The 19,236-nt window shown below is 62.5% G+C and carries 16 protein-coding genes; 8 read left to right on the top strand and 8 right to left on the bottom strand.

All coding sequences use genetic code 11. The features are described 5' to 3' along the window. Positions 1 to 48 precede the first annotated feature (48 nt). The 5 genes from HV711_RS07705 to HV711_RS07685 form a co-directional block, all read right to left on the bottom strand. On the bottom strand, positions 49 to 1,695 hold the full coding sequence (locus HV711_RS07705; RefSeq protein ID WP_051223924.1) for an ABC transporter ATP-binding protein: 1,647 nt from the start codon (positions 1,693 to 1,695) through the stop codon (positions 49 to 51). A 2-nt stretch (positions 1,696 to 1,697) separates the two neighbouring features. Continuing rightward, positions 1,698 to 2,804 (bottom strand): ABC transporter permease, encoded by a 1,107-nt coding sequence (locus tag HV711_RS07700; protein ID WP_013588841.1) that lies wholly within the window; start codon positions 2,802 to 2,804, stop codon positions 1,698 to 1,700. Next, positions 2,804 to 3,841 carry a microcin C ABC transporter permease YejB gene (locus tag HV711_RS07695; protein WP_035477840.1) on the bottom strand — a complete coding sequence of 346 codons (1,038 nt, stop codon included), beginning with the start codon at positions 3,839 to 3,841 and terminating at the stop codon, positions 2,804 to 2,806. Before HV711_RS07695 ends, HV711_RS07700 begins: the two co-directional genes overlap by 1 nt. Before the next feature lie 64 nt (positions 3,842 to 3,905). Beyond that, the gene (locus HV711_RS07690) at positions 3,906 to 5,777 is read right to left on the bottom strand and encodes an extracellular solute-binding protein (RefSeq protein WP_028363380.1); all 1,872 of its coding nucleotides are present in this window, start codon (positions 5,775 to 5,777) and stop codon (positions 3,906 to 3,908) included. Positions 5,778 to 6,018: 241 nt separating this feature from the next. Further along, a complete protein-coding gene (locus HV711_RS07685) occupies positions 6,019 to 6,366 on the bottom strand; it encodes a hypothetical protein (RefSeq protein ID WP_013588844.1) in 348 nt (115 codons plus the stop codon). A gap of 532 nt (positions 6,367 to 6,898) precedes the next feature. Here HV711_RS07685 and HV711_RS07680 point away from each other — a divergent pair. The 8 genes from HV711_RS07680 (at position 6,899) to HV711_RS07645 (ending at position 16,163) form a co-directional block, all read left to right on the top strand. Beyond that, complete coding sequence (locus HV711_RS07680; RefSeq protein WP_035477839.1) at positions 6,899 to 8,185, top strand: MFS transporter; 1,287 nt, start codon at positions 6,899 to 6,901, stop codon at positions 8,183 to 8,185. Positions 8,186 to 8,203: 18 nt separating this feature from the next. Further along, a complete protein-coding gene (locus tag HV711_RS07675) occupies positions 8,204 to 10,627 on the top strand; it encodes a glycoside hydrolase family 31 protein (RefSeq protein ID WP_035477836.1) in 2,424 nt (807 codons plus the stop codon). Between the two features lie 59 nt (positions 10,628 to 10,686). Further along, a complete protein-coding gene (locus HV711_RS07670; protein ID WP_035477834.1) occupies positions 10,687 to 11,874 on the top strand; it encodes a porin in 1,188 nt (395 codons plus the stop codon). 172 nt (positions 11,875 to 12,046) lie between these two features. Next, entirely contained in the window at positions 12,047 to 12,856 is an 810-nt protein-coding gene (locus HV711_RS07665) for a GntR family transcriptional regulator (protein ID WP_035477831.1), read from the top strand. Continuing rightward, positions 12,853 to 14,592 (top strand): fumarate reductase/succinate dehydrogenase flavoprotein subunit, encoded by a 1,740-nt coding sequence (locus tag HV711_RS07660; protein WP_035477829.1) that lies wholly within the window; start codon positions 12,853 to 12,855, stop codon positions 14,590 to 14,592. The genes HV711_RS07665 and HV711_RS07660 overlap by 4 nt, the downstream gene beginning before the upstream one ends. A gap of 12 nt (positions 14,593 to 14,604) precedes the next feature. Then, entirely contained in the window at positions 14,605 to 14,829 is a 225-nt protein-coding gene (locus HV711_RS07655; protein ID WP_035477827.1) for a 4Fe-4S dicluster domain-containing protein, read from the top strand. A gap of 39 nt (positions 14,830 to 14,868) precedes the next feature. Further along, positions 14,869 to 15,873, top strand: coding sequence for a HEAT repeat domain-containing protein (locus tag HV711_RS07650; RefSeq protein WP_035477825.1), 1,005 nt, complete (start codon positions 14,869 to 14,871; stop codon positions 15,871 to 15,873). Then, positions 15,870 to 16,163, top strand: a complete 294-nt coding sequence (locus HV711_RS07645) for a DUF971 domain-containing protein (RefSeq protein WP_035477822.1) — start codon at positions 15,870 to 15,872, stop codon at positions 16,161 to 16,163. The genes HV711_RS07650 and HV711_RS07645 overlap by 4 nt, the downstream gene beginning before the upstream one ends. Positions 16,164 to 16,201: 38 nt before the next feature. On the opposite strand, the gene HV711_RS07640 is transcribed toward HV711_RS07645, so the two are convergent. The 3 genes from HV711_RS07640 to HV711_RS07630 all read right to left on the bottom strand — a co-directional run. Continuing rightward, complete coding sequence (locus HV711_RS07640; protein WP_051223923.1) at positions 16,202 to 16,804, bottom strand: DUF3304 domain-containing protein; 603 nt, start codon at positions 16,802 to 16,804, stop codon at positions 16,202 to 16,204. 15 nt (positions 16,805 to 16,819) lie between these two features. Further along, entirely contained in the window at positions 16,820 to 17,437 is a 618-nt protein-coding gene (locus HV711_RS07635) for a DUF3304 domain-containing protein (protein WP_035477820.1), read from the bottom strand. 27 nt (positions 17,438 to 17,464) lie between these two features. Continuing rightward, on the bottom strand, positions 17,465 to 19,236 hold a 1,772-nt coding region (locus HV711_RS07630), incomplete at its 5' end, for a type VI secretion system Vgr family protein (RefSeq protein WP_175145040.1).

Genomic DNA, 19,236 nt, shown 5'->3' with positions numbered 1-19,236 from the left:
AGAAAAATACAATCGAGAGGCGCACCCAATTGGTGAAAGGGTGAAAAATCAACGGTCGAGCGCGGCTTTCAGGAGCTTTCGAGTGTACGGGTGCGAAGGGGTCGCAAAGATTTTCTCAACGTCTCCACTTTCGACGATAGAACCGTTTTGCATGACCGCCACGCGGTGCGCCATCGCCCCGATCACAGCCAGGTCGTGGCTGATGAAAACGAAGCCGAGGTTGTACTTCTGTTGCAACCCGGCCAGCAGTTTCAGCACTTGCTGCTGAATGGAGACGTCGAGCGCGCTGGTGGGCTCATCGAGGATCAGAATGCGCGGTTCGACCACCAGCGCGCGCGCGATGGCGATGCGCTGCCGCTGGCCGCCGGAGAACTCATGCGGATAGCGCAGCAGCGCCGTGCGGTCGATGCCGACCTCGCGCAAGACCGCCAGCACCTTGTCGCGGCGCGCCTGCGCCGACATTTGCGGCTGGTGCAGCGCCAATCCCTCGCCGACGATCCGCTCGATGGTCTGGCGCGGCGAAAGCGAGCTGAAAGGGTCCTGAAACACCACCTGCATGTTCGAGCGCAACGCGGTCTGTTCCGTGCCGCGGTAGCTGCCCAGCGCCCTGCCCTGGAATTCGATCTCGCCGTGCGCCGTGCGCTGCAGGCCGAGCAGGGCCATGGCGAGCGTCGACTTGCCCGAACCGGATTCGCCGACGATCCCGAGCGTCTCGCCCTGCCGCAGCGAAACGCTCGCATCGGCGACGGCGCGAAAGCGCCCCGAGCGGAACCAGCCGGCAAACCCCGGCAGCTTCGTTTTGAAATCGACGGACACGTCGCGGGCTTCCAGCAGCACCGGCGCAATGGGCAGCACCGGCACCACGGTCCGCTGCGGCCGGCTCGCGAGCAGCCGCTGCGTGTAGGGATGCTGCGGCGAGCCGAACACCTGCTCGACCGGCCCGCTCTCGACGAGCACGCCCTTTTCCATCACCGCGATACGCTCGGCGAAGTTGCGCACGAGGTTCAGGTCATGCGTGATCAGCAGCACGGCCATGCCGCGCTTTTCGGCTTCGTCATGCTGCAGTTCCAGCAGCAGATCGACGATCTGCGCGCGAATCGTCACGTCGAGCGCGGTGGTCGGTTCGTCGGCGAGCAATAGACGCGGACGGCACGCGAGCGCCATGGCGATCATTGCGCGCTGCCGCTGACCGCCCGAGAGTTCGTGCGGATAGCTGTTCACGCGCTTGCCCGGCTCGGGAATGCCCGTGCGTCCGAGCAATGCGACCGCGCGCTTGCGGGCCTCCGCTGCCGAAACGCCGTCGTGCACCACAATCGTCTCCGCGATCTGATCGCCCACCGTGTAGAGCGGATTGAGCGCCGTCATCGGCTCCTGAAAGATCATCGCGATGTCAGAGCCGCGCAGCCCGCGCATCTCACGCTCGCTTTTGGCAAGCAGGTCCTCGCCGTCGAAACGGATCGAGCCGCTCACCTGGGCGTCGCTCAACAGACGCAAGACCGACAGCGCCGTCACGCTCTTGCCCGACCCCGATTCGCCGACGAGCGCGACGCGCTCGCCGCGCCGGATCGTCAACGTGACGTCGTTCACGGCCACCGTTTCGCCGAAGCTCACATGAAGGTGATCCAGCTCCAGCAGCGGCACAGCGCTCCCGCCGTTGCCGCTGTCGTGCTGCGGTGCATGGGTTTGCCGTTGCATGCTCACTGATTACCTCCGGCGCGCATCGCATCGGAGATACGGGTGTCGAGCGCGTTGCGCAGCGCGTCGCCCATGAAAGTCAGCAGCAACAGCATCGCGACCAGCACACCGAAGGTCGACAGCGAGATCCACCACGCGTCCAGATTCGCCTTGCCCTGTGCGAGCAGTTCGCCGAGGCTCGGTGTCGGCGAAGGCACGCCGAGGCCGAGAAAGTCGAGACTCGTCAGCGCGAGAATCGCGCCGCTCATGCGAAACGGCAGGAACGTGATGACCGGCGTGAGACTGTTGGGCAGCACGTGCCGCCACATGATCTGCCAGTTCGACAGCCCCATGGCCTTCGCCGCGCGCACGTAATCCTGCTGGCGATTGCGCAGAAACTCCGCGCGCACATAGTCCGACAAGCCGATCCAGCCGAACAGCGAAAGCAGCACGATCAGCAGAACGAAACCCGGCTCGAAGATGGACGAGAAAATGATCAGCAGATAAAGCTCGGGCATCGCGCTCCAGATTTCGATCAGGCGCTGCCCGATGATATCGGTACGTCCTCCGAAATAACCCTGGACAGCGCCGGCCGCGATGCCGAGTATCGTGCCGATGAACGTCAGCACGAGACCGAATTCCACCGACACGCGAAAGCCGTATAGCAGGCGCGCAAACAGATCGCGGCCGCGATCGTCGGTGCCGAGCCAGTTTTCGCGCGACGGCGGCGCGGGGTTAGGTGCTTTCGAAAAATAGTTGAGCGTGTCGTAGTAGTAATGGTTCGGCGGGTACACGGCGAAATTGCCCGGCGCATCGAAACGCTGTTTGATATACGGGTCGAGATAATCCGCGGGCGTCGGGAAGTCGCCGCCGAACGTGGTTTCCGCGTAAGTGTGAAAGAGCGGGAAATACAAGTGGCCGTCATAGCGCACCACGAGCGGCTTGTCGTTGGACCACAGCGGACCGGCGAGGCTCGCCACGAAGGCCGCGACAAACACGAAGAGGCTCCAGTAGCCAAGCCGTTGCTGGCGAAACCGCTGCCATACGCGGCGCGCGGGCGAAGGCGAGACGAACGCGCGCGCGGGCTCCGTGCGGGCCGCTGCATCGGCTGAAAGGCGGGCTCGATTCATCAGCGTTCCAGTTGTTCGAATTGAATGCGGGGATCGACCCACACATAGCAAAGATCGGAAACGAGCTTGGTCGCAAGGCCGATCAGCGTGAAGAGATACAGCGTGCCGAGCACGACCGGATAGTCGCGCCGCACGACGGACTCATACGACAGCAAGCCGAGACCGTCGAGCGAAAAAAGCGTTTCGATCAGCAGACTGCCTGTGAAAAAAGCGCCGATAAACGCGGCCGGAAAGCCGACGATCAACGGCAACATCGCATTGCGAAACACGTGCTTCCACAACACGCGTTTCTCGGAAAGACCTTTTGCGCGTGCGGTCAATACGTACTGCTTGCGAATCTCGTCGAGAAAGGCGTTCTTGGTGAGCATCGTCACCACCGCGAAACTGCCGACCACCGAAGCCGTAACCGGCAACGCGATATGCCACAGATAGTCGAGCACCTTGCCCACCAGGCTCAGTTGCGACCAGTTATCCGATGTGAGATTGCGCAGCGGAAAGAGCTGCAAAAACGTGCCGCCGCCGAATAACACCAGCAGCAGCACGCCGAGCACGAAGCCCGGAATCGCATAACCGATCAGCACGACAAGGCTCGTCGCGATGTCGAAGCGCGAGCCGTTGTGCACCGCTTTGGCAATGCCGAGCGGCACCGAGATCAGGTACGTGAGAAAAAACGTCCATAAGCCGATACTGATCGACACCGGCAGCTTCGAAACGATCAGCGACCACACGCTCTGATGCCGGAAATAGCTCTGACCCAGATCGAAGGTGGAGAAGCGCTTGAGCATCAACATGTAGCGCTCGAGCGGCGGCTTGTCGAAACCGTACAGCGCCTTCAATTGCGCGATCTGCTGCGCGTCGACGCCATTGTGTGCGCGCAGGCCGAACGGCACTGCGCCCTCGGCGCCCTTGCGCAGCTCATGCTGCATCTGTTCGACGGGGCCGCCCGGCACGAACTGGATCACCACGAAGGTCAGCGTCAGCACGCCGAGCAACGTCGGGATCATCAGCAGCAGACGTTTGAGAATGTAGCTCCACATGACGTGCTTTCCATTGCGAGGGCGGTGATTGAACGACTATAGCGCGCGAGCGTGATACAGCGGGTCATTGCGCAGCGGCCTGCGCGCCTTGCGGCGGCTTCGCGAACCACCACGTGGACGTGATCCAGCCTTCGGCGCCATAGTACAGCGGCAGCCTCGCCGGCCATGCAAGCCCGCGCTTGAACGCCACGCGATGCGTTGCGCTGTACCAGTGCGGCACGACGTAGTAGCCATGCATCAGCACGCGATCGAGCGCATGCGTCGCGTCGAGCAGCTGCTCGCGCGTCTGCGCCTGCACGAGTGCGCGCAGAATCGAATCGACAGCCGGCGACTTCAGTCCGATCACATTGTCCGAGCCGTTCGTATCGGCTGCCTTGCTGCCGAAGCGCTCGATCTGCTCGGAACCGGGCACCTGCACGTCCGGCATGCGGATCGTCGTGGTGTCGAAGTCGAATGCGTCGAGCCGCTTCTGATAGACCGCGAAATCGGCTACGCGAAACGTGGCTCGTATTCCGAGCTTCTGCAGGTTTCGAATGAAAGTAGCGACGATCGGCTCCATTTGCGCGGCCGATCCCGAGTCGTCGAGTATCTCGAACTCGAACGGCTCCCCTTTTGCATTGCGCAAGGCGCCGTCGCGATAGCGCCAGCCGGCCTCGTGCAACAACGCGCGCGCCTGCAGCAGGTTCGCGCGCAGCGAGCCCGGCGGGTCGGTGTCGGGCTGCTTCGGCGGCGGCCCGAAAACCGCGGGATCGAGCTTCGCGCGCCACGGCTCGAGCAGCGCGAGTTCGCCCGGCGACGGCAGCCCCTTCGCCTGCAGATCCGTGTTGGCAAAGAAACTGTCGATGCGCGTGTACTGATTGAAGAACAACTGCCGGTTGAGCCACTGGAAATCGAGCGCGAGATCGAGCGCCTTGCGCACGCGCACGTCCTGAAACAGGGGCCGCCGCGTGTTCAGCATGAAGCCCTGCATACCCGTGCCGTTGTGCTGCGGGAACACCTTCTTGATGAGCTCGCCGCTGTCGAACTTCTTGCCGACGTCGCGCCGCACCCAGTTACGCGCCACATATTCGACGAGCGCGTCGTATTCGCCCGCCTTGAAGGCCTCGAGCCGCGCGACGCCATCCGAATACAGCTTGTAGACGATGCGCTCGAAGTTGTACATGCCGACGCGCACCGGCAGCGCCGCGCCCCAATAATCCGGGTTGCGCCGGTACGTGATGGTGCGGCCGTTGTCGTACCGCTCGATCAGATAAGGACCGCTGCCAATCGGCTTTTCAAACGCCAGTTGATCGAACGGGATATGGCTGCCGTCGGGTTTCATTCCCCACTTGTGCGAAAACACCGGCATGCCGCCCGCGAGCAATGGCAACTCACGATTGCGCTGCTGAAATTCGAACCGTACGGTGTGCGTATCCACGACGACCGCGCGCACGATCTGGCCGAAAATCGACATGAATTGCGGCGCGGCCTGCGGGCTCTTCAGGGTGTCGAGCGAATACTTCACATCCTCCGCGGTAACGGGATCGCCGTTCGAAAAACGCGCGTGCGGGTTGATATGAAAGGTAGTCGAGAGGCCGTCCGGCGCGATCCTGATGTCGTCGGCGAGCAGTCCATACGCGGAGGCCACTTCGTCGCTGCTGCCGGTCGTGAGGCTCTCGAACAGCAGGTCGACGCCGGGCGCGGTGTTGCCGCGCAAAGTGAACGGGTTGAATTTATCGAAGCTCGTCAGGCGGCTCGGATTGGCCAGCACCAGTGTGCCGCCCTTCGGCGCATCTGGGTTCACGTAGTCGAAATGCTTGAAGTCCGCCGGATATTTCGGCTCGCCGTACTGGGCAATGGCATACGCCGCCTGCGCTTGCGGCGCCGCGAAGAAACCGGCCGTGGCCAGCGCGGCGCACAGCAGCGCGACGCAGGCATTGCGCGATGAACGCCACATGAGCGCGGGACCGACACGCGGGGGTCTGGAAACTACGCATTGAAGTGCAAGAGGCGATGGAACCCGTCGCGAGCCAGTTGTCATAAGCGCCTTGGTGGTCATTGGGCAATTGCGTGGTGAGGGAATTCTACCCAATAAACCCGCGCAAACCGTAAGTCCGCCGCCCGCCCCGGCAAGGCGCGAAGGCATGAAAAAACCGCCCATTCGGGCGGTTCAGGATCGCTGCGGTTGCCGCTGCGGCTCAGTGCCAGCCGCGACCGTGATCGTAGTGATCGCGCCGGTAGTCATAGCGCCCCGGCGGATGATGACGATACCAGTCGTCGCGCGCCCAATAGCGGTGGCCGTCCCAGTAGCGGTCGCCATGCCAGCCGATCACGATAGCCGGTGCGCCGTAATACACGGGTGCGGGCTGATACACGACAGGCGGCGGAGGCGGCGGCGGCGGTGCATAGACCGGAGCCGGCGCCACGTAGACAGGCGCGGGAATGCCGATATTGACCCCGATGTTGACCCCGCCGGCCATGGCTGCACCCGACGCGGCCAACGTCAGAACCCCGAGCAGAAGCGGAACAAAACGAGCGGACTTCATCGATCACCCCTGGAACAATGTGTTGTTGGCCGAAATATAGCGCAAGGCCGCACGCGGCGTATTTCAACTTTGTAATAACTGATGCATAAGATCGCACGCGAAGCGGCAGGTAACTTCTGGTTACATCGCTGCGCCTGAAGCCCGCACCCAAAGCGGGGGATTCCTCGACTGCTCAAACTATTACACAGTACACCGAATTATTATTCGAATCTGAAGCTGACGCTTTGCGACGTAGCCGGACATGCGACGAGTAGTCAGCCGGATTGCTCATTAATGAAAACGACATGTTCGAAAGAACATTTTATTGAAGTCTTTGCACAAAACAGTCGTCCGATCTCACGCATCCCCGGCACCCCGCATGGACAGGAAAACAGCGTTATCCCAAGCATTTCCGATCAATTTACATGGTTTCCCTAGTATCAAACTCATCTTTCAGTGATACGATGACTGACACGAAACATCGACAAATGTTCGAATTCGCGCATGACTGCACCAGACCCTGCGGTCGGATACGCGAGCACGGAGACACACTGTGAAGACAATCATTGGTTTGCGCTGGTGGATCATCGGCCTCGTATGTCTCGGGACCATCGTTAATTACCTGTCGCGCAACGCGCTCGGCGTGATGGCTCCGGAACTGATGAAGCTCATGCACATGAGCACCCAGCAGTACTCGTACGTGGTCGGCGCCTTCCAGGTCGGTTACACCGTCATGCAACCGGTCTGCGGTCTCATCATCGATCTGATCGGTCTGCGCCTCGGCTTCGCTCTCTTTGCCTGCCTGTGGTCGCTGACAGGCGTATTGCACGGCTTTGCAAGCGGCTGGTTCTCGCTTGCCGCGCTGCGTGGCCTGATGGGCCTGACCGAGGCTGTCGCCATTCCGGCCGGCATGAAGGTCGTCGCCGAGTGGTTTCCGAACCGCGAGAAATCCGTCGCGGTGGGCTACTTCAACGCGGGCACGTCGCTCGGATCGCTGCTCGCGCCGCCGCTCGTCGTGTTTCTGTCGCTTCGCTATGGATGGCAAAGCGCCTTCGCCGTTACAGGCGCTCTCGGCTTTGTCTGGGCTGCGGCGTGGTACGCGCTGTACCGTTCCCCGTCCGAGCATGCGCGGATCAGCGAGGCCGAGCGCAAAACGATCATCGGCGGTCAGACCCCGCCGGCGCCGCGCCGCAGCCGCATCCGCGAAGTGCTGCGCACGCGCCGCTTCTGGGCCATCGCGCAAGCCCGCTTTTTTGCGGAGCCCGCATGGCAGACGTTCAGCTTCTGGATTCCGCTCTATCTCGCCACGCAGCGCCATATGGATCTGAAGCAGATCGCGCTGTTCGCATGGCTGCCGTTTCTTGCAGCCGACCTGGGCGGCCTGTTCGGCGGCTACCTGTCCCCCTTCCTGATGAAGCGTCTGCGCGTGCCGCTTATCTGGTCGCGCATCGCGGGCGTCGTACTCGGCGCATTGATGATGCTCGGGCCAGCATGCATCGGCCTCGTTGCTTCGCCATACGAAGCAATTGCACTCTTCTGCGTGGGCGGCTTCGCGCATCAGATGATCTCGGCACTCGTCAATACGCTCGCCGCCGACGTCTTCGACCCGGGCGAAGTCGGCACCGTTGCCGGCTTTGCGGGCATGTCCGCGTGGATCGGCGGTCTCGGCTTTTCGCTGATGGTCGGCGCGCTCGCGGACAAAATCGGCTACACGCCGCTCTTCGGCGCGCTGGGCGCTTTCGACATCATCGGCGCGACGCTGTTGATCCTCCTCATGCGCGGCGTTTCGCGCGACGCACGTCCGCACGAGGCCGATGCGGCCTCTAACGCGGCTGCATGATTTCAAAGACTACCCATCATGCGTTCAATCACGAATCTGAAGCACCCGCCGCGCTTCGCGCTCGCGTCGCACGAAGGCAATCACCTGGTTCTCACCTCGCCCGAGCAGTGCCGGATCGAACTCTTCGTTCTCGCAGAAGACATCGTCCGCGTGCTGGTGCTGCCCGACGGAGAACTGCATCGCCCACGCACCTGGGCCATCGCCCCCGGCGCGGAGGACGTTCCGCTCGAAGGCCGCGAGCGCCGCGATACGAGCGGTTTCGCGCCGCCGGCGTTCGAGGTGTCGAACGACGGCACGCAACTCGTCGTGCAGACTGCATGTATCCGCCTTGCCGTTACGCTCGACGGCGGCTTCTGCGCCTGGGACATTCTGCGCGACGCGGTCTGGCACCGCGTGATGAACGACCGCAAGACGCAGTCGTACAACTTCGGCTGGTGGGACGAGCGCGTCTATCACTACATCGAGCGGCGCAAGGACGAGATATATGTCGGGCTCGGCGAGCGCGCGGGGTCGCTTGATCGCGCGGAGCAGTCGTACGAGATGCGCAACATTGACGCGATGGGTTACAACGCGCGGACCACCGACCCGCTCTACAAGCACATACCGTTTTACGTCACCTGGCAGCCGCAAACACGCACGGGCTTCGGGCTTTTTTACGACACGCTCGCGGATTGCCGTTTCGACATGGGCCGCGAGCTCGATAACTATCACGGTCACTATCGCCATTTCGTCGCCGCGCATGGCGACCTCGACTACTACTTCATCGCCTCCGCCGACACGCCCTTGCATGCCGTGCGCCGCTTCACGTGGCTCACCGGGCGCCCCGCATGGATGCCCAGGTGGGGACTCGGCTATTCCGGCTCGACGATGAGCTACACGGACGCGCCAGACGCACAGCAACGCATGGGCGAATTCATCGAACGATGCAGCGAGCACGATGTGCTGTGCGATTCGTTTCACCTGTCCTCGGGCTATACGTCGATCGGCGCCAAGCGCTATGTCTTCAACTGGAACCAGGAGAAGTTCCCCGACATCGACGGTTTCGTCAACGGCTACCTCGAACATGGCGTGCGCCTGTGCGCGAATATCAAGCCGTGCCTGCTGCAGGATCACCCCGCATTCGAGGAAGCCGCGAGCGCCGGCTTGCTGATCGAAGCGCGCAACGGCGAACCCGCGTGGGTGCAGTTCTGGGACGAAGTCGGCGCGTATCTCGACTTCACGAATCCCGACACGATCGACTGGTGGAAGTCGCGCGTCAAGGAAAGTCTCTTGAAACACGGCATTGCCGCGACCTGGAACGACAACAACGAGTTCGAAATCTGGACACGCGACGCCATCGCGCACGGCTTTGGCAGCGCCTTTCCCGCACATGAGGCAAAGGTGTTGCAAACGCAGCTGATGATGCGCGCCTCCCGCGACGCGCAGCGCGAATTTGCCCCGCGCCGCCGGCCGTTTCTCGTCTCGCGTTCCGGCGGCGTCGGCATGCATCGCTATGTGCAGACCTGGTCGGGCGACAACTACACGTCGTGGGAAACGCTGCGTTTCAATCTGAAGATGGGTCTTGGCCTCGCGATGTCCGGCGTGTCGAACAGCGGCCACGACATCGGCGGATTTTCGGGCCCGGCCCCGGGTCCGGAACTGTTCGCGCGCTGGGTCGCCTTCGGCATCTTCCTGCCGCGCTTTAGCATCCACTCGTGGAACGACGACGGTACCGTCAACGAACCGTGGATGTATCCGGAAGTCACGCAGCAGATTGCTGCACTCATCAAACTGCGCTACCGCTTGATTCCGTACCTGTATGAACTGCTGTGGCAATCGCACAGCGCATACGAACCGGTTTTGCGTCCCATGTTTGCGGAGTTTCCGCACGACCCGCGCTGCCTTGTGGACGGAGACGACATGATGCTTGGTTCCTCGATGCTCGTCGCGCCTGTGGTCGACGCGGGCCAAACGGCGCGCGAGGTGTATCTACCTGCGGGAACACGCTGGGTGTCGTACTGGAGCGGCGAATCGTTTAACGGCGGCCAGACCGTGAGCCTGCCCGCGCCGTTCGAGCGGCCTGTCATGCTGTTGCGCGAGGGTAGCGTGATTGCGTTGAACGTCGCGCAACAGCACTTCGGCCGGCCGGCCGACGAACGCGCGTTCATCGCCGTACCGCACGCGGGCGCAGGCACGGCGCGCGGCGGTTCGATCGAGGACGACGGCGAAAGCGAAGCCTGGCGCTCGGGCGCCCAAGGCCGCTGGAACGTGACGATTGCGAGCGACGTCAATGCCTTGCGGATCGCTGTGGAGCGCGCAGGTTCGATGCCGCACACACAGGACGAGTTGCGCGTATTCGTGCCGATGCACGAGACGAGACCGGTCACGTGCGAGCGCGGCGTGCTGCTGAACGACGAATCCGCCGATGGCTGGCGATGCCTGACCATTTCCATCGCGCCCTGACACGCGCGTCATTCCGTAGTACTGACAACACCGAAAGACTGGATCGGAGACTCCCCATCATGTTCACATCGAAACGCGCGCGAAGCCGCGCGGTCGTCATGTCCTGCCTGCCGCTCGCGGGCGCACTGTTCTGCACAGGCGCGTCGGCGCAAAGCAGCGTCACGCTTTATGGCGTCGTGGACAACGCGTTCACGTACGTCAGCAATCAGCGCGGCCATGCGAACTTCTATATGAGCCAGGGTAACCTCCAGGCAAGCAAATTCGGCCTGCTCGGCGCGGAAGATCTCGGCGACGGCACAAAAGCGATTTTCCGCCTTGAAAGCGGCTTCAATTCGTTGACGGGCGCGCAGAGCAGCTCGGGCTTCATCTTCAACCGGCAAGCGTACGTCGGGCTCAGCAATGACCGCTACGGCACGGTGACGCTAGGCCGCCAGTACACGCCCTACTTCCAGATGGTCGGCGCGCTCGGGCCGACCGGCGTGCTGACGGGCGCAACCGGCGCACATCCCGGCGACATCGACGCGCTGGACACGACCCTGCGCCTGAATAATTCGGTAACCTATCTATCGCCTACACTCGCAGGCCTGCAATTCAGCGCGCAGTATGGACTGGGCGGCGTGCCGGGCGGCGTCGCGAACGGCAGTCATTTCAGCGCGGCGTTCCGCTACGACTACAAACCGTTTGCCGTCGCGGCAGGCTACGTCAAGCTGAAAGACATTGCGACAAGCGCCGCGCTCGGCACCTACGCGATCAACTCGCCGGTGAATAGCGGCTACGCGAGCGCGCGCAGCGCACAACTGTTCGCGGCGGCGGCGCGCTACACCGCACAGGATCTGATGGTCGGCCTCAACTATTCGAACGTGCAATATGCGCCGGGCCACGGTTCGCTCTTCGCCAGCGAAGGCGTATTCAATACCTATGGCGTGATTTCGACTTACCGGATCACGCCCGCTGTGATCGTCGGCGCCGGCTATAGCTACACGCGCGCGAGCAAGGCCAACGGTGTCAGCGATCCCGCGCGCTATCACCAGATTTCGCTGGAACAGACGTACAGCCTCTCCACGCGCACCACCCTTTATGCTCTGGAAGCCTATCAACTCGCGCGGGGCAAGACGCTCGCCGCCGCGGGCAGCAGCGCGACGAGCATCATCGACGCCGTGGCGGTAGTCGGCGACTCGCAGAACGCGACGCCTTCGTCGGGACCTTCGCAATTCGTCGGCATGGTGGGCTTGCGGCACGCGTTTTAGCTCTGCGCTGTGCATCCGGCTAGATGCGCCGCACGCCGTTGCAGCGCATCTTCCATACATTCCCCCTACTCATCTAACTCCGCCACGAGAAATACAAAGCAGAAAAACTTGGTTTGAACCGGGACCACGTCTTACTAGACTCCTCATCATCTTGTCATAACAAGTTTGAGCGATGTCGAAAACGACTCCAGTACCGGCGGCCGCGGCAATTTCAGGCGCCTCGGTCACCTCTCTCCCGCTGTACGCCCAGATCAAGGACACACTGCGCGAACGCATTCTCGACGGCACGTATGCGCCCCTTTCGCGGATGCCGTCCGAGCACGAACTCTGCGGCTTGTTCGACGTGAGCCGCATCACCGTGCGCCAGGCGCTCGGCGATCTGCAGAAGGAGGGACTGCTCTTCAAGCTGCATGGCAAGGGCACGTTCGTCTCGAAGCCCAAGGCTTTTCAGAATGTGACGTCGTTGCAGGGCTTCGCGGAAGCCATGGCGTCGATGGGCTATGAAATCGTCAACCAGTTGCGCAGTTTCCGAACGGTCGAAGCGACACGTCACGTTGCCGCGCGCCTGAACATTGCGGAGGGCGCGCCCGTGACCGAGATTCATCGCGTGCGGCTCCTCAATCGCGAGCCGGTATCGCTCGAACTGACCTGGCTGCCTGAAGCGCTCGGCAAGCGCCTCGCCCACGCCGACCTCGCGACGCGCGACATCTTCCTGATTCTCGAAAACGACTGTGGCGTGCCGCTGGGTCACGCCGATGTTTCCATTGACGCGATTCTCGCCGACGACGACATCGTCGAAGCCCTGCGCGTCGAGGAAGGCAGCCCCGTGTTGCGCATCGAGCGTCTCACGCACGATGCGTCGGGGCGGCCGGTCGATTTCGAGTATCTGTACTTTCGCGGCGACGCTTTTCAATACCGGCTGCGTGTGGATCGCGAAAAAGACCTGCAAAAAGGCACCCGAAACGCAACGGAGGCACGATGAATACTCATGTACTCGACTACGACGTCGTCGTGGTCGGCGGTGGCACCGCGGGACCGATGGCCGCCGTCAAGGCGAAGGAACGCGATCCCTCTCTGAAGGTATTGCTGCTCGAGAAGGCCAACGTGAAGCGCAGCGGCGCAATCTCGATGGGCATGGACGGCCTGAACAATGCGGTGATTCCGGGCCACGCAACGCCCGAGCAATATACACGCGAGATCACGATCGCGAACGACGGCATCGTGGATCAGGCAGCCGTGTATGCATACGCGCGCCATAGCTTTACGACGATCGAGGAGCTGGACCGCTGGGGCGTGAAGTTCGAGAAGGACGGCAACGGCGACTACGCAGTCAAGAAAGTGCATCACATGGGTTCGTATGTGCTGCCCATGCCCGAAGGCCACGACATCAAGAAAGTGCTGTACAGGCAGTTGAAACGCGCGCGCGTGGCGATCACGAACCGCATTGTGGCCACGCGCCTGTTGACCGATGCGCAGGGCCGCGTGAGCGGCGTGCTCGGCTTCGACTGCCGCACGGCCGACTTCTACGTGGTGCGCGCGAAGGCGGTCGTGCTGAGTTGCGGCGCGGCCGGCAGGCTCGGCCTGCCGGCGTCCGGCTATCTGATGGGCACTTACGAGAACCCGACGAATGCCGGAGACGGCTACGCAATGGCGTATCACGCGGGCGCCGCGCTCGCGAACCTCGAATGCTTCCAGATCAATCCGCTCATCAAGGACTACAACGGTCCCGCATGTGCGTATGTGACCGGCCCGCTCGGCGGCTTTACTGCGAACGGCAAGGGCGAACGCTTCATCGAATGCGATTACTGGAGCGGCCAGATGATGTGGGAGTTCTACCAGGAACTGCAAAGCGGCAACGGCCCCGTGTTCCTCAAGCTCGACCATCTTGCGGAAGAAACCATTCAGACAATCGAGCAGATTCTGCACACGAACGAGCGCCCTAGCCGCGGACGCTTTCACGAAGGACGCGGCACCGATTACCGCAACCAGATGATCGAGATGCACATCTCCGAGATCGGCTTTTGCAGCGGGCACAGCGCGTCGGGCGTCTACGTGAACGCGCGCGCCGAGACCACCGTGCCGGGCCTCTATGCCGCCGGCGACATGGCGGCCGTGCCGCACAACTACATGCTCGGTGCGTTCACGTACGGATGGTTCGCCGGGCACAATGCGGCGGAATATGTGGCGGGCCGCGAGCATGCCGCCGTCGACGACGAACAGGTCGAGGCCGAGCGCGCACGCATTTATGCGCCGCTTGCACGCGACAACGGGCTGGCGCCAGCGCAGGTCGAATACAAGCTGCGCCGCATGGTGAACGACTATCTGCAACCGCCGAAGGTCACACGGAAAATGGAAATCGGTCTACAGCGCTTTGCCGAAATCAGTGAGGATATCGAATCGATCGCGGCGGCGAATCCACACGAACTGATGCGCGCCGCCGAGGTTCGCGCGATACGCGATTGCGCGGAAATGGCGGCACGTGCGTCGCTTTTCCGCACCGAGAGCCGTTGGGGCCTCTATCACCATCGCGTGGATTACCCGGCGCGCGACGACGCGCGGTGGTTCTGCCACACGCATTTGCGCAAGGACGCCAACGGCCGCATGACCAGCGAAAAGCGTGCGGTCGAACCGTATATCGTCGCGCTCGACGACAAAGAGCGCGATGCCTATCGCAACCTGCGAATCGGCGAGCCCGCGCTCGCCGCCGCAACAGCCTGACGGAGCATGCCTATGTCCTCGCCGACACCCGTTGCGGTTACCATCGACGAAAGCAGGTGCATTGCCGACAAAGGCTGCACGGTATGCGTCGACGTGTGCCCGCTCGACCTGCTCGCCATCGACATGAAGAAAGGCAAGGCCTACATGCAGTTCGACGAGTGCTGGTACTGCATGCCTTGCGAGCAGGATTGCCCGACCGGCGCAGTGAAAGTGTCCATTCCGTATCTTCTGCGTTGAGCGATGCGCGGAACCTGCTCTCTCCATTCACGCCCGCCCATGTCCGATTCGATTGATCCAAGCGCCTCGCTCGATGCCGTGCCAGCCGAAGCCGCCGGCCTTCTGTCTCGCCTCGCGTCCGACGACGCCGTGGTGCGCCGGATCGCCCTGATCGATCTGGCTGATCTCGAGGATGCCTGCGTCATCGAGCCCATTGTCAATGCGCTGCGGTGCGATGCATCGCCTGAGGTGCGTAGCGAGGCCGCGCAGCTGCTTGCGTCGTGGGAACGCGATGACGTCGTGGAGGCGCTATGCGGCGCGTTGCTCGATCCGCACGATGTGGTGCGCGCGAGTGCGGCCGACAGCCTGTCGGAACTCAAGCAGTCGTCTTCCGGCGCGATACTGCTGGAGTGGCTCAAGCAGCCGGATTCGTTCGTGCGCGCGGCACTGTTGCGCGCGCTGCGCGAACTGCGCATGGCCGAGGCGCTCGCACCGGCGTTGCAGGCGCTCTCTGACGACGACCCCACGGTGCGCAGCGAAGCCGTCGGCGTGTTGGGATGGCTGAAGAATGCGGTCGCGCTTGCCCCGCTGGCTTTGCTGGCGACGCACGACCCCGATGCGTCGATCCGGCGGGCCGCAACCGCGTCGCTCGGCTTTGCGCCGCGCACGCATCGTGCGACCACCGAAGCGCTGCTCGGCGCATTGCATGACGATGCGTGGCAAGTACGCGAAGAGGCCGCGACGACGCTTGGCAAGCTGCGTGTGGCCGAATCGCGCGATGCGCTCGTCCACGCGCTCGACGACGCCTACTGGCAGGTGCGCTTACGTGCGCTGCGCGCGCTTGGACAGATCGGCGACGCGGCCAGCGCGACGCCTGTCGCCGCGTTGCTCTCGCATACGATCAGCAACGTGCGCAAGGAGGCCGCGCTCGCGCTCGGCGAAATCGGCAGTAGCGACGATGCGGGGACGCTCGCCGCGCTGGAGGCGGCGGAAGCCGACGGCGATCCCGAGGTTCGCAAGGCCGTGCGGATCGCGCTGCGTCAAATTGCGGAGCGTTCGCGATGAACGTTCCTGACTCGGTAGCAATCGACGCAGTGAGCGGGATCTTGTCGATGCGCTGGCCCGACGGTTCAGCCGCGCAGTTGCCGTCTGCCGGGCTGCGCGCCGCCTGCCTGTGCGCAGGGTGCCGCAAGCTCAAGCTCGATGGGCTTTCGTCGCTGTCGCGAGCCGATGTGAAGCTGCTGGACGCGCGGCCCACGGGCTATGGCCTGCAACTGGTGTTCGACGATGGACACGAGCGCGGGATCTTCCCTTGGGTTTGCCTGGAGCGCATGGCAAAGGGTGAGTTGGATTGACGCAGATCACCTGGTTGTCCGCTCAGGCCATTGAATCGTCACTGCATTCCTCCCTTTCTGTACAGCCGGTTCCATTCTTCGTCGAGCACGCCCTGCGCGATGTAGGGATCGTTATCCGCCGGGCGGTTGTTCGGGTTGTTACCGCCATCGTGATTGCCATCGGTCAACATGATGCGGACCCGGTCTCCCGGCAGGAAGATGCCCCACGCGTCACCGGTGTTTCCGCTGCTGTACTGTGCAATCCGCACGTTCTCTGCCTTGTACCAATAGCCCGGCGTCTTCCCATCCTGCTTCTTGTCCACTAGCCAGCGCACCGTCAACTTCAGGTCCGGTTGCCATTCCACGGGCAGGCTGGTGCAGCAGACTCCCGCTCCGCCGCCAGACGGCCTGCCATCCGGCTTGACTGGCATCACATTCGGGCCGCCGCCGCCGATGCCGCTTCCGGCTGGTCCGGTGATTGCAAACTTATGGATGTACCACGGGGTGTAGTTCAACGCCCTAGTGTCTCCCGACAGGAGTTTGACCGGGCGGGTGACCTGAACCGGCACCGTTGCATTCGACTGTCCACCTGCGCACGCAGCCTGCGACAGACAGAGCGCAGACAGCAAGCTGGTTATCGCAATACGCCATTGAATCGTCATGGCATTTCTCCCTTTTCAGTCGTGAGCCGGCGGATAAAGCCGGTTCCATTCTTCGTCGAGCACGCCCTGTGCGATATACGGATCGTTATCAGCAGGCCGGTTGTTCGGATTGTTCCCGCCATCGCGATTGCCATCGGTAATCATCACTCGAACCCGGTCGCCCGGCAGGAAAATGCCCCACGCCTCGTTAGCATTGGCACCGTTGTACTGCGCGATCCGCACGTTCTCGGCCTTGTACCAGTAGCCTGGCGTGTTCCCATCCTGCTTCTTGTCCACCAGCCAGCGCACCGTCAGCTTCAGCTCTGGTTGCCATTCGACGGGATAGCTCATGCAACAAACCGCCTTACCGCCACCGGACGGCTTACCACTTTGCTGGATCGGCATCACATTCGGCCCACCACCACCGATACCACTTCCAGACGGCCCGACCATTGAGAACGTGTGGATGTACCACGGCGTGTAGTTCAGCGCGAGAACATCCATACCGCCTCCTACCTTCACCGGGCGAGGCACGTCTACCGGCACCGTTGCATTCGGATGTCTGCCTGCGCATGCTGCCAGCGACAGACAGAACACAGACAGCAGTCCTTTCAGTGAGATACCCAACCGCGAGAAACAAGCGTTATCGACCATGCCGTCAATCCGAAAGTGTGAGGTTGATTACCGTAGCACCAGTGCAGAGCCGCCCCTGGCAGCCTTGAGCAGGCATTCGATGCAGATGCTCTTCGGCGCAAGGTTGACCGGCGAATCATCCGGTCCTGGCAATGAGTGCGTCGATGCAAACGCAACGAACTTGCCAGGCGTGAAGATCTGTGCACCGCTGTCGTCGAGCACCATTCGGGTCTTGCCGCCCTGCAGTTCCAGCTTTTCAACGCCCGTGATCTGGATGACCTTTGTCAGCAACTGGATCGTCTTGGCGGACTCCAGCCTGATCGAACTGGTCACCGCGTGAAGAATGATGTCGCCCATGGCGGCCGAGATCCTGATAGCCGCACGCTGCGCAAACAGGCTGATCGTGTCGCGCACGCTCGCAAAGAGGCTACGGCCGCTCGCGATTCCGACATGCCCCTCGCTCGTTACTGCGACCTGTTGCGCTGCCACGTGAACCGTTGCGGGTGTAGTGACTTCAACACCAGCCTTACCGGCGATAATCAAATGGGGCGCGGAAAATTCCGGGAACGGATTTGCCTCATTCGCGACGCCGCGAATCTGTCCGTTCTGCGCTTCGATCGTTTTCGCCAGGTCGGACTGGTGTCCGTCGGCCTCCTGGGCTTTACCTTCCTGGGCAGCACGGCTCATCGCAACATGAAGGCTCTGTGCGTCTTCGAGCCGCCGGATCGTTTCCGACATGGCCTTGGCATGGCCCTGCGCGTTGGGACGGCCTTCAGTCGTAAGCAGCATGCCCGTCGCCGCACGGAATACGCCATCCCCATCAGTGCGCAATTCGACGCCCTTGCCGCGCTCGTCCTGCCGCCCTGCGTTGCCCGCGATGCGCGTGATGTAACCCAGATTCAGCTGCGAGGCACCTTCGTCACTCGACAGATGCGCCTGGATTTTCCCGTTTGTATCGTCGAAAGCGAGCGTATTCGCACGCCGGCCACCGATCTCCCGGCTGCGATAGCCGGCCAGCGCCTGGTTCTTCGGCAGGTCGAACGGCGGCATGTTGAACGCATTGGCCGCGCTGCCCACGATGATAGGCAGATCCGGATCGCCATTGACAAACGCGACTTCGACCTCATGCCCCTGACGTGGCAGGAAGATCCCGCCGAACTGGTCGCCATGCCACGCACCGGCGACGCGCACCCAGCAGCTCGAACGCTCGTCGTTTTTCCCCAAGCGGTCCCAGAGAAACTGCAGCTTCACCCGGCCGTAAGCGTCGGTCCAGATTTCCTGATTCTCCGGGCAGGTCACAACAGCATATTCGACGCCGGTGATGCGCGGCTTCGCAGTCGTGCGCAGCAGCCGGAACGGTTCATGGGTCGGCTGCAACGTGAAATCCGCCTCGCAGCGATAGCGTTGACCGGAACCCGACGCTTCGCCGGTCTCCTCGATCGTCAGCTTGCAGCCGACAACTGCATGCTCACGGTTTGCCGCGTCCTGCGGGTAATGCGACAGCACGAACGTCTGACCGGTGACAAGGCCACGCAGATTGCCCTTACCATACGCCCTCAGCCCCTGGCAACGCCAGGCCTGCATCTGCACCAGCGTCAGGTACTCCGCTTCCGTGCGCGGCTCGTTGTGATCACCAGCGAGACCGGCTGCGCCCGCCTGAGGCTGCGTGTAATCGCCCCACGAGTAATGCTCCTGATGGGCGAGACCCGGGCAATGTCCCAGGCGTAGTTGAAGGTTGAAGGCGGCGGTTCGCCAGTGGAATCCGAGAGAATCGGGTTTCCAGGACCAACCTCCCGAACAGGGAACCAAGGAGAACCGCC

This window comes from Paraburkholderia phenoliruptrix (assembly GCF_902859825.1).
Classification (GTDB): domain Bacteria; phylum Pseudomonadota; class Gammaproteobacteria; order Burkholderiales; family Burkholderiaceae; genus Paraburkholderia; species Paraburkholderia phenoliruptrix.
The sequence above is the reverse complement of the archived record's forward strand: the minus strand, read 5'-3'. Positions and strand labels throughout refer to the sequence as shown.